Raw genomic sequence first — 15521 nt, 5'->3', positions numbered from 1 at the left:
CGCACTCTGGTGATATTTTTGCTCAATCACCAGCGTGCGATTTCAGCTAATAACCGCCTCGTCGCAAGCTTGCGACTAGAGACACACTTCAAACAAGCCCGCCGCGCCCATACCGCCACCGACACACATGGTGACGACAACATATTTCACACCGCGACGCTTACCCTCTAGCAAGGCGTGCATCACCATTCTCGCGCCGCTCATACCATAGGGATGGCCAATTGAAATAGCGCCGCCATTAACGTTTAAACGCTCATTGGGAATACCCAGTTTGTCGCGGCAGTAAATGACTTGCACTGCAAAGGCTTCATTCAATTCCCAGAGACCGATGTCATCCATTTTTAGCCCAGCATGTTTAAGCAATTTTGGAATAGCGTAGATAGGCCCGATACCCATTTCATCGGGCTCACACCCGGCAACCGCAACACCACGATATATTCCCAGGGGAGCTACATTGCGCTGTTCAGCTAATTTGGCATCCATCATAACGACCGCTGCCGCGCCATCAGAAAGCTGAGACGCATTTCCTGCACTAATGCTGCCGCCGTCGCGAACTGCTTTTAAAGACGATAAATTTTCCAGCGTGGTCGACGGGCGGTTACCTTCGTCCTGGCTCAAGGTGACCTGTTCCTGCGAAGTTTCACCGGTTTCTGTATTGCTCACCAACTTGCTTGCCGTGACCGCCACAATCTCATCGGCGAACTTCCCTGCCTGCTGTGCAGCTGCAGTTCTCTGCTGAGACTGCAGCGCGTATTCATCCTGGGCATCGCGTGAAATATTGTAGCGATTCGCCACGACCTCAGCGGTATCCAGCATAGCCATATAAATATTTGGCACGTGGGCGATCGCAGCAGGATCAACCAAGCGGTGCATATTCATATGTTCGTTCTGTACCAATGAAATCGATTCGCAGCCACCGGCAACGAGCATCGGTGCGCCATCTAAAATGATCTGCTTGGCACCCGTTGCAATCGCCATCAAACCGGAGGAGCACTGCCTATCAATTGTCATGCCGCCGACTGATACCGGCAAACCCGATGCCATTGCCGCAATGCGGCCGAAATTCATCGTCTGGGTACCCTGCTGAATCGCGGCGCCCATTATGCAGTCGTCCAATTCTCTGGGGTCTACTCCAGAGCGCGCAACCGCAGCTTTAATCGCAAAAGCCGATAATGACGGTGCCTCCAGATTATTAAATGCGCCGCGATACGCTCTTCCTATCGGGGTCCGCGCCGCCGATACTATCACTGCCTCTTTCATTATATTTACTCCAAATATCTTGCAATTTTTACTTAAAATTATGCCTTGTCTTGCGCTAAAAATGCCTGGGCCTTCAGTAAAAATTTCTCTGACTGCTTAGCGCCATTGTCCAAGGGTGCTTGTTTATCGGTATTACAAATCTCATCCCAATGCGCGGCTACCGCCTCGGGTGTTTGCTGAGCTGGCTCTAAATAAACACCCTCGGTTTCAAATATTTTTGAACTTGCGTAGCCTCCGCCACCGGCACATAAAATATGACGACTGGGCGCACCCTCATGACAGAGAATCAGTGCACCAGCAGTTACGGCTTCCGGCACCAACATGGCTAATATTTCTTCCGGCATGATATCTTCCGTCATGCGCGTTGCCGCTGTGGGTGCCAAGGCGTTAATTCTGACATTGTATTTAGCGCCCTCTAAACCCAAGGTATTCATTAAGCCGACCACCGCCATCTTGGCCGCACCGTAGTTGGTCTGACCGAAATTGCCATACAGTCCGCTCGACGACGTGGTCATCACGATACGACCGTACTGCTGTTCTTTCATGAGGTCCCACACTGCTTTTGTGCAGTTTACCGAGCCCATAAGATGAACATCCATCACCAACTTAAAGTCATCTATCGACATTTTGGTAAATGATTTATCACGCAAAATACCAGCGTTATTAATCAAAATATCGACGCGTCCCCAGGCGTTCAGCGCTTGCTGAACCATGTCTTCAACTTCACTGTAGTTTGCAACGTTGGCGCCGTGCGCGATGGCTTCACCACCGGCGGCTTTAATCTCGTCCACTACGCTTTTGGCAGCCGCAGAAGACGAACCCGCGCCATCGCGCGCGCCGCCTAAATCATTCACAACGACTTTGGCGCCACGGGCGGCCAGCGCGATTGCATGACTGCGACCCAAGCCATTTCCGGCACCGGTTACTATTGCCACTTGGCCATCAAAACGAATACTCATCACTTTCTCCTAATAATTTCGGGGCTCACTATCCCGTCAATTCGCTTCACGCGACCATTTGCACGCTGATCCATTCCGCAACCAAGGCGGGTTTAGCCTCACCTTCTATTTCAACGGTGACTTCGGTACTCACCCTAAAGTTACCGGGCTTTATTTCTTCAATTGATAATATTTTGGCCTTTGCTCGTATACGACTGCCAACTTTGACCGGCGAGAGAAATCGCACTTTATCGAAACCGTAATTAATCCCCATATAAAAGCCATCGATCAGAATACTGTACTGTTCAGAAAAATAAGACAGCATCGACAGACTGAGAAAGCCATGAGCGATGGTGGTGCCAAAGGGGGAGTCTTTCGCTCGCTCTGGATCAACATGAATAAACTGATGATCGATCGTGCAATCTGCAAACTGATTTATTCTATTTTGGTCTATCGTCAGCCAGTCGGTGGCCTCAGGCTCGAAGCCAATATAATTCTGCACATCCTGTTTATCTATTAATGTCGCCACACCACGTCTCCTTTTACTCGTTATTAAAACCAATTATTTTTCATATCGTAAAACGTCGCATCAAGCTCCATTAAGCGCATCGACCAAACATTAATTAACGGCAATTCAAAATTCATAAAATACGTCATCGCCTGCAACTTTCCCTGATAGAAATCCATATCAGACTGATGAAGCTCAGCGGCCATTGCCGCCTGCGCAACCAGGCCCTGACGCAGCCACAGCCAAGCTATCACAACGTGGCCAAACATATCTAAATAGCTGACGGAATTCGCCAATACCAGATCAATTGGCTTTGTCATCATGGCCTGCAATAAGGACTCGGTGGTGCTCTTGAGTACCGATACTGCTTCGCTTAGCTGCATTGCTGGGCCCGACAAATTAGTCGACATTGCCGCATCAATATCTTTTTGTATTTCAGCTAGACAAGATAAATAGCCCGCCTGCCCGTTCATCGGCAATTTGCGAGCCAATAAATCAAGTGACTGGATGCCCGTAGTGCCCTCATGAATAGGGTTAAGGCGGTTGTCGCGGTAGAACATTTCTACCGGGTGCTCATTGATATAGCCGTGCCCACCAAGCACCTGTATCGCCAAACTATTTGATTTTGGGCCGTATTCCGATGGCCAACTTTTAATAATAGGCGTTAAGAAATCTAGTAAGGTGTCTGCTTTGACACGCGCCTCCTCGCTTAGGGCTGTGTGGCGATCATCCGCCAACTGCGAACCCAGCAGGCAGAGGGCAAACGCGCCCTCCGAGTAGGCTTTTTGGGCAAGTAGCATGCGCCTCACATCAGCGTGCTCAATGATACTCACCGGCGCCGACAGTGGATCATTATTCGACGGCAGTCGTCCTTGAAAACGCTCCCGCGCATAGTCCAATGAATATTGATATCCGGTTAACGCCGTGCAGGCCGCAATGGTGCCGACCATAACCCGCGCCTCGTTCATCATATGAAACATATAGCTAAGACCGCGGTTAGCTTCGCCCAGCAAATAGCCAACAGCACCGCCATTTTCGCCAAAGTTCAGCGCCGTAGAGGTTTGTCCACGGCCACCCATTTTGTGAAAGAGCCCTGCCAACGCCACATCGTTGCGCTCGCCCAAAGTCCCATCTTCATTGACAAGTATTTTAGGAACAATAAACAGGGAAATCCCCTTCACACCCGCTGGCGCACCTTTAATTCTCGCCAAAACCAAATGCACTATATTCTCGTTGAGGTCGTGATCACCTCCGGATATAAATATTTTGCTGCCACTAATTCGGTAGCTGCCATCGTCCGCCGGCACAGCGCTTGTCAACAAATCCGCTAGCCCTGAGCCAGCACTCGACTCGGTCATCGCCATGGTGCCGGCAAACCGACCGCTGCGCATGGGCTTCACCCATTTCTCCACTTGCTCGGCAGAACCATGATGCTCAATAAGACTAGCGTTGGCAGAAGTTAAGGCAAGGTAGCCCATAGTAGTGCTGCCAGCGGCACACAAGTATGCGTTAGCCGCAGCAGACACCAGCAAGGGTAACTGCATTCCCCCGAATTCGTAGTCCGCCGTAGAGGATACAAAGCCGGCTTGAATGGCGGCATCAACAGCGATTTTTATTTCCGGGATCATCGAAATTTTTTCGCCATCAAAGGTGGGTTGTTGTTCATCCACCTTCTTGCGAATCGGAACAAAATATTTGCTGGCAATATGCTGGGCTGTATTGATTGCCGCATTAAACGTGTCTACAGAATGATCTGCATAGCGGGGCCTGGCAGTTAAGCCCTCAGCATCAAAAAGCTCGTAGAGCATGAACTGTATATCGCGTTCAGAAAGGATTGCCGCTGTCATATTGCCTGACCTCATTAAGATTCTTCAGGCATTCTGGTTAACTAAAGATTCATCCACCACGACACCGAATGTCCAGGTGGCGAATATCCACTGCCTAGCGGCTAATAAAACAGCAGAGGATGCACCAGGTCGTGATCTAATGAGTCACCAAAATCATAGGCCTCATCCTCGGGATACAAGGTCACAATACTTAGCTGCGGCTCAGAGGCAAAGGCGGTTGGCCCCAGGGCACCCACCATCGTCCCCACGCTGAAAAACCGTTTTAACTCGCCCTCGATATCCAGCTGCACACGAAAGCTCGCCATAGGTTCTGTACGCGCGGCACGCTGGCGCCAATCAGCTGGCGCGCTTGGGTAGGCTTGCAGGCGTTCTATCGTGTTAAGCGCCGTTTCATCACCGGTAAACAAGGCCGTCTGCTGAATGGACATGAGAATCGCCGACAAGGTATCTGGCCAATCACTCACAATATTACCGGCGCCCGAGTGACTGAATATAAAGTCATAAAAATTTGTGACCGAAGTTAACGCCTCTGCACTCACTATTCGCGAGTAAAAACGTACCCAGCCTCGATTAACCATTAGGATATTTGTCGAGCTGTCTATCACCGATGCCGGAAACGGATCTAAAGCCCGCAAATTCATCAGCAAGGCTTTGCGAAGCCATTTGAGTTCGGGGGCATTAAAGTCTACCCGCTCCTCTCGGGGAGCGAAGCCCGCCGCAATCAGAAGATGGGTTAAATCCCGCCGTCCAAGACTTAGAGCACGGGCAATATCAAGTACCATGGTCTCACTGGGCCGACTATTGCCATTCTCGAGACGGCTGATATGACGCGGAGAGCTATTCAAACGATCTGCAAGATCCTCCTGGCTAAGCTGATGTACGCCGCGCCAAAATTTAAGGAAACGCCCAAACACAGGTCTCGGAGTATTATCTTTCATGCACTCTCATTCAAGTAATTGCTTAGGGTCTGTTGAGGTTTCATCATGCCTCTGTTGCGCCTGAGAAAGCGCCAATTTAGCGGGCCCCGCCGGGACGCGACGAGTGTGGTTTGGTTGCTCCAAATGAGCGAGGAGCAACGACAAGTGGCGCTTTCTCAGGCACAACCCGAAGGGCTGGGGCCATTTTTCCGCCTGGCATCGTTATTCAGTCATTTATTTGGAATAACCAAACCGCACTCCTTATGCCTCGCCAGACGAAAAAATGGCCTCCAGCAGTGGTAATGATGAAACCTCAACAGACCCTAGACTCAGTTCAAGAACCACATGCTTTGCTCCATTGCCACCAATAGCAAGCGAAGCGACTACACTGCTGATAATACGCTATAGTAATTCTCAATATAAAAAACATATTGAAATTGAGCTAACAAGGGACTCTCAACATGAGCAACGACACCAATACTTCAGGCCTGCAATTACGCTCACTGGTGACCGACGATGGGCATCTGCAATTATTCCTAAAATCAGCCCCCATAACCGAGCCCGGCCCGGACGAGGTCGTCGTGCGCATAGAGGCTACCCCTATCAACCCTTCTGATCAGGCCACGCTCATCATGCCGGCAGATGTTAGCACAGGCGTAACCACAGGCAGCGGCGAAGACACCCGTTACACCGCCAAACTACGCAAGGGTATCGAAAGCCGCGTGCAGGCCAGAATAGGCAAACCCCTTGCAGTTGGCAACGAGGGCGCAGGTACGGTTATCAAAGCCGGCAGCAGTGATGCAGCACAGGCACTACTCGGGAAAATTGTGGCTGTTTTAGACGGCGCTCTTTACTGCCAGTACCGAACAGTAAATGTCATGCAATGTATGCCCATGAACCAAGGCACTACTGCGCGGGATGCCGCCTCTTGCTTTGTTAACCCGCTCACCGCACTGGGATTTGTGGAAACGATGCGCATGGAGGGCTACAAAGCCATTATTCACACTGCAGCCGCATCAAACTTAGGGCAAATGCTAAACCGGATTTGTCTCGAGGACGGTATCGACCTGGTCAATATTGTGCGGAAAAAAGAGCAAGCTGAATTATTAAAATCCCTGGGCGCAAAATATGTCTGCAATACCAGTGAAGATACTTTTATGGCCGATCTAACCGCTGCTCTTGAAGAAACTGGGGCCTACATCGCCTTCGATGCCACCGGCGGTGGCGACCTAGGTAGCCGAATCCTCAGTTGCATGGAAAAAGCGGCATTGAAAGACGTGGCGCGGCCAGGTCCGTATGGATCGACTACGTTCAAGCAACTGTATATTTATGGCGGCTTGGATATCTCGCCAACCTATATTAGTCGCAATTTTGGATTTAGCTGGGGTATCAACGGCTGGCTTCTTACGCCGTTTACGCAAAAAATCGGCTTAGAAAAAACCATGGTACTGCGTCAGCGTGTCGCGGACGAACTACACACGACATTTAAAAGTCACTACAGCGACGAGATTTCTTTAAGCGAGGCATTAGACAAAGACACCGTTGCGGCATATAGCCAGCAAGCGACCGGCAGGAAATTCCTGATCAACCCGTCTAAATGATTTAGAGCAGAAAACGAGTTCTCAGTTATATTTTGAAAGCACCACCAGAGGATCAATTACACGTAATTTTTATCATAGCTAAACCCGCACCATCATTTGCATAAACCCACTTCAAACAATGGGTTTATGCAAACCTATCGACGCCTAATAAATGCTACACAGCACTAAACTTGGTAGCTGTCGATCACTTCTCTCGCCACTCGCATTGCAGAAAGAGACGCGGGAAAGCCGCAATAAGCCGACGCGTGAATAATAATTTCACGAATTTCTTCTGGACTCACCCCATTATTGAGTGCGCCGCGCACATGGCCCTTTAGCTCTCCGTGTGCCTGCAAAGCAATAAGCATAGAAACGGTGACGATACTGCGGGTTTTGTAATCTAGGCCATCACGTGTCCAAACCCCTCCCCACGCATGTTCCATCGCCGCCTCTTGCAGCGGCATATCAAAATCGGTGGCATTGCCCAAGGAGGCATCCACATGAGCGCTACCCATGACTTGCCGACGAATAAGCTCGCCGCTCTTTTGATCTTCAATACTCATAAAAATCTACTAAGCCCGTTTATTCAAGAATAGAGGCAAATTCAGCTGCCCCAGCGACACTCGACCGCTGACAACAATATAATTCATATTCGATCTCACGCCTTCATCACGGATTGCAGCTCAGCGAAGGAATCCTGCAGGCATGTCATAAAAAATTCAATATCCGGCAAAATCGCCGCCGTCGAAATAACATTGAAATACAATCTGCCATTATAACTTGGCGTCGCGATGAAAAGGCCCATGCCTTCTCCCAAGGGTGGCAAGCCCGCCAAACTTTCTAAACGATGCCCTGCGATGTGAACGCTGTGAGCGGGGCCCGGCACATTGGATACAAATAAGTTACAAGTTGAACTGGCAGCAGAGGTCGCATTTATTACCCGCGAGAACAAGTATTGCTCGGTCGCCGGTAAGCACTTAGTCACATTTAAAAGAAGGCCTGCTGCCGAACTCCCGCCCTTTCCACTTTGGGTCGCCGCAACTATTTTGGCCAATCTAGCCACGGGATCGGCAATATTTGTATAGATTGGCGCAGTAAATGCACTTAAATTATTACCGCTATCACGCTCGCCCGTCGAGGCCACGCTTCTGGCATTAACAGGTATCCACGCAACCACAGGCGTCGATGTAAGCTCATTGTGAGCTTGCAAATAGCGTCGTAATGCGCCGGAGCAAACCGCAAGCACTACGTCATTAACCGTTGCGCCAGAATATAAGCAGCGCATGGCACTGAGCGCTTTAAGATCTACATTAATAACATCAAATATTTTGTCACCACCGACACTGGAATTAAATCGAGTGGGATGCACGCGCATCCTTTCCGACGGTTTGGTCTTAAGAAATCGGCGCGCCGTAGGTGCAACCACGGAAGTCCCTTTCAACAGCGTACCAGCGAGGTTTACGGTGTGACGAAAGCGGTTTTTAAGCGCTCGACCGGCTAAATTCGTCCACGACATCATAGCGTTATCATCGCTAATTTCGTTATCGAGTTCGTCGTCAGCTTCGCTTAACGGCATGGCCATATTCGCCAAAATCTTTAGCAGGCCAATACCGTCTACCGCGACATGATGCAACCTGACCGCAACAGTAAAACCGCCTTTAATCTCGCCATTGCAATTAACGTCGGAAAATATTGTTACGTCCCATAGCGGACGATTCATATCCATCGCTTGTGAATGAAGATCGCAGGTCGCAGCCCTTAGTTCCGGCCACATGCCCGGTGCGGGAAGCGGACTTATACTAAAATGCGCATCCGGTTCAAACAGCTCATCGACGATCCAATAGGGATAATCTAACTCTGCGGGCAATCTCACCAAACGATGGCAATACACAGGATGATGTTTTAATTTTTTCTGGAAAAATAATTTCAAGTTTTCAAAATCTAAGGCACCACCACTTTTTTCTGACGCACCGTCAAAATTAAGTAGCAGTGTGATGTGATTAAAATTATCGTCTGTTTCGGTATATAAAAACTGTGCATCTTGCGGTTTTATTTGTTCCATTGCGGCTATCACCTAATGTCATTGTGATGGGGAGGTAAACCACCCAATCCAAGCGCTATAATAAGGGCATTCTGAAATATCATTTCTGAAAACTACTCAACCGCGGTCGACTTGTCCAAAGTAGTTCGGTAAAGCGCTTCAATTTTTGCAATTTGCTTATCGAGATTTGCCGTCGTCCAACGACTGGTATCGACGGGAGCAAGTACTTCCACCTCAACAGTGCCGGGGTAATACACACTATCGCCCTTAGGCGATACGTCCATGGCATTGTGAATCACAATGGGAATGATCGGGACACCTGCCTGCATGGCCACGTGAAATGCCCCTTTTTTAAATGGCTTAGGGTGCTTTGAATGGGTTCGCGTGCCCTCAGGGGCCATCGCCACTGAAATACGCTCATTTCGGATTCTATCAATTAAGGGCTCCATCGCCTTAATTGCGCTTCTACTGTCGCTGCGATTAATCAATACAATACCCGAGTATTCCATTGCCATGCCGATCAGCGGCATCTGCTTTATCTCAGCTTTACCCACACCGGCAAAGTTGCGGCGCAAAAGCTTGGCACAGATCATGACATCGATATCGCTTTGATGATTAAAAATAAACACAGCGGGTCGCGCCGCCCAAAGATTCTGTTCGCCAACAATATCGAGTTTGAGGCCGGTAACGGCGCTAGATATATCCGCGAACAAAGACATCGAAAAATTTCGCGCCTCCTGCTTGGAACCGGTTAGGGCCCATATTGGAAGACCTGCTAGCACCGAACCGACCAGACTGACTTTACTGGCGATATTTCGTGTCAGGCCTATCGCTGAGCTACGGCTTGACCGGCTGTGAAATGTCCGCATCGGCCAACCGCGTTCTCCGGCAATTTCTCGCAATTTAGTACTTGGATTCAACGGGCGGGGCTTGCCGACATATTCTAAAAGCTCTATGTCGTCAGTACTGTCTGAGTAAAAATAGCTATCTGCCAAGTCGACATCATGTTCCTTAGCAATGGCAAGTGCTGCATCTACTTTGCCAACACCAAAACACAATGGGCCACCCAGTTCGCCAGTAAAAATGCCATTCTTCACTTCTATGGTACTGCAGGACACCTTGTCGATACCGAGATAGTTAGCACAGGGCGTCACTTGATAAGGTGTGGCAGAGGAGATGATCGCAACTGTATGACCTTTGCGCATATGAGCCTCGATCAGCGCTCTGGTTTCAGGGAAGATCTTTTTCGCTAAATCCCGTTCAAATATTTTCTGTGCAACATCCAGATAATCATCTTCTTTAAGCCCTTTCATGCTTTGCGCTGACAGCGTCATAAGCGTTGCAAAATCTTTTTTACCGAGGCCGAAACGCGCAACCGCATCAACGGTTGCCACTATCTCTGAAGGTGCTAGATCTCCGCGCCGTACCTGCTCGCGAAGAAAACTAAAAACTGAATATCCGGCGATGATCGTGCCGTCGAAATCAAACAGTGCAGCAATTTGCGGCCCAGCGGGAGCATTATCTATTTCTGCGGTAATTTCAGTATAGGGACGCATGCAGGTGTAGCTCCTTGCTTATTCAATGGGATTTACATATCACTTCATTTGACAACGTATCAAATATTCAGTCCAATACTATTTTCCCTGTAATATTTGGAAAACGTATACCTTTGAATACCACCAAACTTCGCTACATTGTGGCAGTTGATCGCTTTGGCTCAATGACTGCCGCTGCCGCCGCGATTCACGTATCGCAGCCAAGCTTAACCAGAACCGTCGCGGAGGTAGAAAAAGAGCTGGGAGTAATTCTCTTCGAACGCCGCGCACGCGGGGTAATCGCAACGCAGCAAGGACGCAGCATTATTGATCGCGCCGCACGCATTCTTGCCGACATCGAACGCCTTGATATGGATGCTAGGGAATTCCGAGAATACCGCGAAGCACATTTGCGGGTATGCATTTCGCCACCGCCCCTAATCACCCTAATGAACCCAGCCTTGCCGCAGTTACTGGCGCACTACCCGCAATTAAAAGTCGATGTGAAGTCGGTTTCTACAGGTGAGGCAATTAGTCATTTAAGAACAGGCGATTCAGATCTTATCATAGGGCCAACTCGTGCCCTTGAAGAAAAACGGGAATTCAAAATTGTGCCACTTAAGCCTTTCGATGCGTATTTTTTCACTCGCCGCGATCATCCCCTAAGTAAAAAGCGCACGGTGACGTCGAAGCACATTTTACATTACCCCCTTGTGCTACCAGAACGAGATGGCTCATCACCTGAGATCACTAATCGCCTATTCGGAGAAACTGAAATCCCCAGTGATCATCCAACCCATATTATTGGCCACTTCCCCTTGGCATGCGAAGTTGTAGCTGCCACGGACGCTGTCGCCACCGTTGGCCAAGCATATTTAGGAAATAAGGAGTTTTTAAAGCGTTTCAATATTCTCGCCTTTACCACTGCAGATAAGTTAAACGTTTGCTGCGCTTACCGCCAGGACTTCGAACTCTCGGCACCAGCTACGGCGCTAGTGAATATTCTGGCGCGATAACTAAAGCCTACTGCCTTTCTTAATGGTAGCTCACGCTGAATATAGGATCGCACCACATGCCGAGAATACCACTACCAGTAACAGGATCGGCACCCGTTTACTCCGCACCGCAATATACCCAACCACGGCCAAGCCCAGCGCAATCACATCGTGCGGAGCGCTGCTGAACACAGGGTTGATCCAAGCGGCAGCTAGCATACCCACCGCCACGGCATTTACCCCAGCGATAGCTGCAATCACTCTAGGCCGAGCAGATAGCTGCTGCCAAATACCCCTTATACCAGTGAGCAATACAAAACCTGGAGTGAATACTGCGAGAGTTGCGACAAGGGCGTAGTACAAAGGTGCGTCAGGGCGCAGGACTGCACCCAGATAGGCGGCAAATGAAAACATCGGTCCTGGTACTGCCTGAGCAGCAGCGTAGCCCAAAAGAAACTGGTCGTTGCTTACGCCACCATTAAGCAGAGGCTCTAACAGCGGCAACACCACGTGACCACCGCCGAACACCAAACTGCCTGCCTGATAAAAAATCGCAAAGATACTGTCAGAAAATAAAACACAAACGGCGACGAGCAGAAGAAAAACGAGCATGCAAGCCACGAAAATAGAATCGACTTTCATTAAACTGCTATGCCGTGTCGGCAGCCCACGCCACGCCATAAGACTAGCGGCAATCACCATTAAGCTTATTTGCCACAATGGACTCATCACCAAACTCAAGACTACGGCACTAAACACGGCCACAGCAATAGTCAGCGGGCTACGGCAGCTCTGCTGCGCCATTCCCCACACCGCATCCGCCACCACAACGACCGCCAGTAACTTTAAACCGCTGACCACACCATATTGGAGCGAACCCTGTACCAATTCGAGCTGCCAAACGGCAAGCGCAACCATAAGCAAAAAGGAAGGCAGCGTGAAACCAATAAAGGCCGCGACGCCGGCCGCAATGCCGCCGCGCCGACAAGCAATAGCGTAACCAAGCTGACTGGAGGATGGGCCTGGCAAAAACTGGCATAGAGCAAGATCGGCGGCAAATTCCTGTTCGTTGAGCCAGGCCTTGCGCTCTACAAAAACCGTTCTGAAATAGCCGATGTGTGCTGCAGGGCCGCCAAAACTAATACAGCCCAAATAGAGGAATTGCAGAAATACGCGCCAAGCCACGTTTACACTCTCGCCTTAATAATTCGGAAAGAGTGTAAACAAAGGTGATGACGGTTTATAGCTTGCCGCGTTTTTCTCGTGGCGCTGAAGACTTGGGTTTTGCCTTCGTCACTTTGCTCACCGGCTTGCGACCACCTTTAACATCACCGGATTTGCTGATGCGAGGCTTGCGTGGACGCTCGCGCTCAATAGGCATATCGCCGCCTTCGTGAACAGAGATATTTAAAGCCTGTCCAGCGACGCGGGTTGTTTTCAAACACGCCATTGCACCTTCAGGTAAGTCTGCAGGTAAATCGACGGTGCTGAATTCTGGGTAGATTGAAATACGGCCAATGTGCGCGCTATCAATATTCGCTTCGTTGGCGATTGCGCCGACGATATTGCCCGCGCTCACACCGTGCTGACGGCCTACTTCCAAACGGTAACGCAGCAAACTTGAATCTGGCGCGCGCTTGCCACCGGTGGTGCTCAGCTTGTCACGGCTGCGCGCTTCGGTCATGAGCTTAGGTGCGTCTTTAACGAGTAAAGGTTTGTCACCCTGCAACTGGCTAGCCAACGCCGCCGCCACGTCCATTTCTGACACGTCATGTTTAGAGACGTATTCCTGCAGCATTTTGCGGAAGAAGCTCAGGTCTGTGCCGGCGAGGGTGTCAGTGATCTTTTGCATGAAGCGATCAACGCGCAGAGCGTTGATATTCTCTGCAGTTGGCAAGCCCATCTCTTCAATAGATTGCCGAGTTGCGCGTTCGATTGCCTGCAACATCCGTTTTTCACGCGGCGCGACAAACAAAATCGCATCGCCGCTGCGTCCAGCGCGGCCGGTACGGCCAATGCGGTGAACGTAGGCTTCCGTGTCGTGTGGAATATCGTAGTTAATAACGTGACTAATACGCTCGACGTCCAAACCGCGAGCGGCAACATCCGTCGCGATAACAATATCTAAACGGCCGTTTTTAAGTTGCTCAACGGTGCGCTCACGCTGGGCCTGCGCGATATCGCCGTTCAGTGCCGCAGCTGTATATCCGCGCGCCTGTAATTTTTCTGCCAGCTCGGTGGTTACCAGCTTGGTCCGCACGAAAATAATCATGCCATCAAAGGGTTCGGCTTCCAAAATGCGGGTCAAAGCATCGAGCTTATTCAAACCGCGCGCCATCCAATAACGCTGACGAATAGTCACGGCGGTGGAGGTTTTAGTTTGAATAGTCACGTGCTCGGGGTTATTCAAATAGGTCGTCGCGATGCGACGAATCGCTGACGGCATAGTGGCAGAGAACAGCGCTATTTGACGCTTCTCTGGCATTTGCGACATGATCCATTCAACGTCATCGATAAAGCCCATACGCAGCATTTCGTCAGCTTCATCTAGCACCAAATGACTCAGGTCATCGAGTTTAAGCGTGCCGCGACGCATGTGGTCCATTACTCGTCCGGGTGTACCCACAACAACCTGTACGCCGCGTTTAAGCGCCGCTAATTGGCCGCGATAGTCTTGCCCACCATATATAGGAAGCACCTGAAAACCGGGCATATGCGACGCGTAGCTTTGCAGCGCTTCCGCTACCTGGATAGCTAACTCACGTGTTGGGGCCAAAATTAGAGCTTGGGTACGACGACTGTTTACGTCGAGGCGAGACAACAGGGGAAGCGCGAACGCCGCCGTTTTGCCTGTACCGGTTTGCGCCTGACCAACGAGATCTCGGCCAGCCAGAATAAAGGGAATAGTCGCCGCCTGAATTGGCGAGGGTGTTTCGTAACCAACCGCTTTAACCGCGGCCAGTACCATGGGCGCTAAGCCCAAATCATCAAAAGTAATAGTTTCCGCTGCCGCGGCCGTATCAGAGGGCATAATCGCTACCGTAAAAAATGCAAGAGTCGCCGCAACATTAGACCTCACACTCGGCCGAACGCAGATATGGCGTTGAGGCCGCATTATACCGGCATGCGACTACAAATACCCTGAAACCTTTGGCCTTTTTTGGCATTGCCGCCTAGAAGACGCAGCGAAACCTTGCTATCAACTCAGTTTTTCCAACTCTGCGCGCAAGGCAGCCGGAATTTCCTGTTTACACTGTTGAGCAAAATCGAAATAAATCATGACCGCAGTGCCCTTGGCGACCAGTTCGCCACGCTGCCACGCTTCGTGCTCACAGACAAACGAAGAAATCCCAACGTGCCCAACACGGGTTCTGATTTCGACTGAATGCCCGTGGTAGATCTGCGCGATAAAATCGACATCGATTTTGCGCAGAATAACGTTCCACTTGCTTAAATCCTGACCTGGATTAAACACCTCAAAAACCGGACCCCGCGCAGTCTCAAACCACATCGGTACCACCGTATTATTTATATGCCCCAGCGCATCCGTTTCGCAGAACCGAGGCTCCATCGTACATGACAACATTTTGAGATATTCCTTAATACCATTGAAAGGAGACTAGAGTGCCAACCAGCGCAAAACCATACACAACCAGAGGATGTAGCTCATAATTGACGCGGGGAATGCCTTTAGCCCTAGCGCGCTGCCACGCTGTTTTTCGACCGCCGCGTACAGCATCGCCGCAGTTACGAAGGCATGCAAAATCATGAGCGATGATGCCTGTTGCCAGCCATAAATATGACTATTGAAGGCGAGAGGCACAAACAGCGCGGTCGCTAAGAAAAGTCCATTTAACAGACCAAAAGCCATGACAATACGGCATAAAATCAAAATATTAG

General features: G+C 50.1%; 14 protein-coding genes. 2 read left to right on the top strand and 12 right to left on the bottom strand.

Annotation, left to right across the window (positions count from 1 at the left end; translation table 11 throughout):
- Positions 1-75: 75 nt before the first annotated feature.
- The 5 genes from AAC007_RS00740 to AAC007_RS00720 form a co-directional block, all read right to left on the bottom strand.
- A complete protein-coding gene (locus AAC007_RS00740; RefSeq protein WP_339674022.1) occupies positions 76-1260 on the bottom strand; it encodes an acetyl-CoA C-acyltransferase in 1185 nt (394 codons plus the stop codon).
- Positions 1261-1298: 38 nt separating this feature from the next.
- On the bottom strand, positions 1299-2219 hold the full coding sequence (locus tag AAC007_RS00735; RefSeq protein WP_295870511.1) for an SDR family NAD(P)-dependent oxidoreductase: 921 nt from the start codon (positions 2217-2219) through the stop codon (positions 1299-1301).
- 46 nt (positions 2220-2265) lie between these two features.
- The gene (locus tag AAC007_RS00730) at positions 2266-2727 is read right to left on the bottom strand and encodes a MaoC family dehydratase (protein ID WP_295870508.1); all 462 of its coding nucleotides are present in this window, start codon (positions 2725-2727) and stop codon (positions 2266-2268) included.
- Between the two features lie 23 nt (positions 2728-2750).
- Complete coding sequence (locus AAC007_RS00725; RefSeq protein ID WP_339674014.1) at positions 2751-4553, bottom strand: acyl-CoA dehydrogenase; 1803 nt, start codon at positions 4551-4553, stop codon at positions 2751-2753.
- A 101-nt stretch (positions 4554-4654) separates the two neighbouring features.
- Positions 4655-5491 carry a helix-turn-helix domain-containing protein gene (locus tag AAC007_RS00720; RefSeq protein WP_339674011.1) on the bottom strand — a complete coding sequence of 279 codons (837 nt, stop codon included), beginning with the start codon at positions 5489-5491 and terminating at the stop codon, positions 4655-4657.
- Positions 5492-5931: 440 nt separating this feature from the next.
- Here AAC007_RS00720 and AAC007_RS00715 point away from each other — a divergent pair, with 440 nt between their 5' ends.
- Entirely contained in the window at positions 5932-7071 is a 1140-nt protein-coding gene (locus AAC007_RS00715) for a zinc-binding dehydrogenase (RefSeq protein WP_339674009.1), read from the top strand.
- Between the two features lie 164 nt (positions 7072-7235).
- On the opposite strand, the gene AAC007_RS00710 is transcribed toward AAC007_RS00715, so the two are convergent.
- The 3 genes from AAC007_RS00710 to AAC007_RS00700 form a co-directional block, all read right to left on the bottom strand.
- Entirely contained in the window at positions 7236-7613 is a 378-nt protein-coding gene (locus AAC007_RS00710; protein ID WP_339674006.1) for a carboxymuconolactone decarboxylase family protein, read from the bottom strand.
- Between the two features lie 95 nt (positions 7614-7708).
- Entirely contained in the window at positions 7709-9112 is a 1404-nt protein-coding gene (locus AAC007_RS00705; RefSeq protein WP_339674004.1) for a wax ester/triacylglycerol synthase domain-containing protein, read from the bottom strand.
- A 92-nt stretch (positions 9113-9204) separates the two neighbouring features.
- Entirely contained in the window at positions 9205-10647 is a 1443-nt protein-coding gene (locus AAC007_RS00700; RefSeq protein ID WP_295875508.1) for an HAD-IB family hydrolase, read from the bottom strand.
- 113 nt (positions 10648-10760) lie between these two features.
- Here AAC007_RS00700 and AAC007_RS00695 point away from each other — a divergent pair, with 113 nt between their 5' ends.
- A complete protein-coding gene (locus tag AAC007_RS00695; protein WP_295875510.1) occupies positions 10761-11642 on the top strand; it encodes a LysR family transcriptional regulator in 882 nt (293 codons plus the stop codon).
- Between the two features lie 30 nt (positions 11643-11672).
- On the opposite strand, the gene chrA is transcribed toward AAC007_RS00695, so the two are convergent.
- From chrA to AAC007_RS00675, 4 genes are all read right to left on the bottom strand, one after another.
- Complete coding sequence (gene chrA, locus AAC007_RS00690) at positions 11673-12806, bottom strand: chromate efflux transporter (RefSeq protein ID WP_339674000.1); 1134 nt, start codon at positions 12804-12806, stop codon at positions 11673-11675.
- A 55-nt stretch (positions 12807-12861) separates the two neighbouring features.
- The gene (locus AAC007_RS00685; RefSeq protein ID WP_295875516.1) at positions 12862-14652 is read right to left on the bottom strand and encodes a DEAD/DEAH box helicase; all 1791 of its coding nucleotides are present in this window, start codon (positions 14650-14652) and stop codon (positions 12862-12864) included.
- A gap of 168 nt (positions 14653-14820) precedes the next feature.
- Positions 14821-15207, bottom strand: coding sequence for a thioesterase family protein (locus tag AAC007_RS00680; protein ID WP_339673997.1), 387 nt, complete (start codon positions 15205-15207; stop codon positions 14821-14823).
- Between the two features lie 33 nt (positions 15208-15240).
- A complete protein-coding gene (locus AAC007_RS00675) occupies positions 15241-15513 on the bottom strand; it encodes a hypothetical protein (RefSeq protein WP_339673995.1) in 273 nt (90 codons plus the stop codon).
- Between the last annotated feature and the right edge of the window lie 8 nt (positions 15514-15521).

Origin of the sequence: uncultured Zhongshania sp. (genome assembly GCF_963975605.1) — a bacterium.
GTDB classification, from domain to species: Bacteria; Pseudomonadota; Gammaproteobacteria; order Pseudomonadales; family Spongiibacteraceae; genus Spongiibacter; species Spongiibacter aquimaris.
Note: the sequence above shows the minus strand (reverse complement) of the source record. Positions and strands in the feature narration are given on the sequence as shown.

Bases quoted from the DNA above. Each gene is read 5' to 3' on its own strand.
- AAC007_RS00740 (WP_339674022.1), bottom strand. From the start codon at position 1,260: ATGAAAGAGGCAGTGATAGTATCGGCGGCGCGGACCCCGATAGGAAGA.
- AAC007_RS00735 (WP_295870511.1), bottom strand. From the start codon at position 2,219: ATGAGTATTCGTTTTGATGGCCAAGTGGCAATAGTAACCGGTGCCGGA.
- AAC007_RS00725 (WP_339674014.1), bottom strand. From the start codon at position 4,553: ATGACAGCGGCAATCCTTTCTGAACGCGATATACAGTTCATGCTCTAC.
- AAC007_RS00720 (WP_339674011.1), bottom strand. From the start codon at position 5,491: ATGAAAGATAATACTCCGAGACCTGTGTTTGGGCGTTTCCTTAAATTT.
- AAC007_RS00715 (WP_339674009.1), top strand. From the start codon at position 5,932: ATGAGCAACGACACCAATACTTCAGGCCTGCAATTACGCTCACTGGTG.
- AAC007_RS00710 (WP_339674006.1), bottom strand. From the start codon at position 7,613: ATGAGTATTGAAGATCAAAAGAGCGGCGAGCTTATTCGTCGGCAAGTC.
- AAC007_RS00705 (WP_339674004.1), bottom strand. From the start codon at position 9,112: ATGGAACAAATAAAACCGCAAGATGCACAGTTTTTATATACCGAAACA.
- AAC007_RS00700 (WP_295875508.1), bottom strand. From the start codon at position 10,647: ATGCGTCCCTATACTGAAATTACCGCAGAAATAGATAATGCTCCCGCT.
- AAC007_RS00685 (WP_295875516.1), bottom strand. From the start codon at position 14,652: ATGCCCTCTGATACGGCCGCGGCAGCGGAAACTATTACTTTTGATGAT.
- AAC007_RS00680 (WP_339673997.1), bottom strand. From the start codon at position 15,207: ATGTTGTCATGTACGATGGAGCCTCGGTTCTGCGAAACGGATGCGCTG.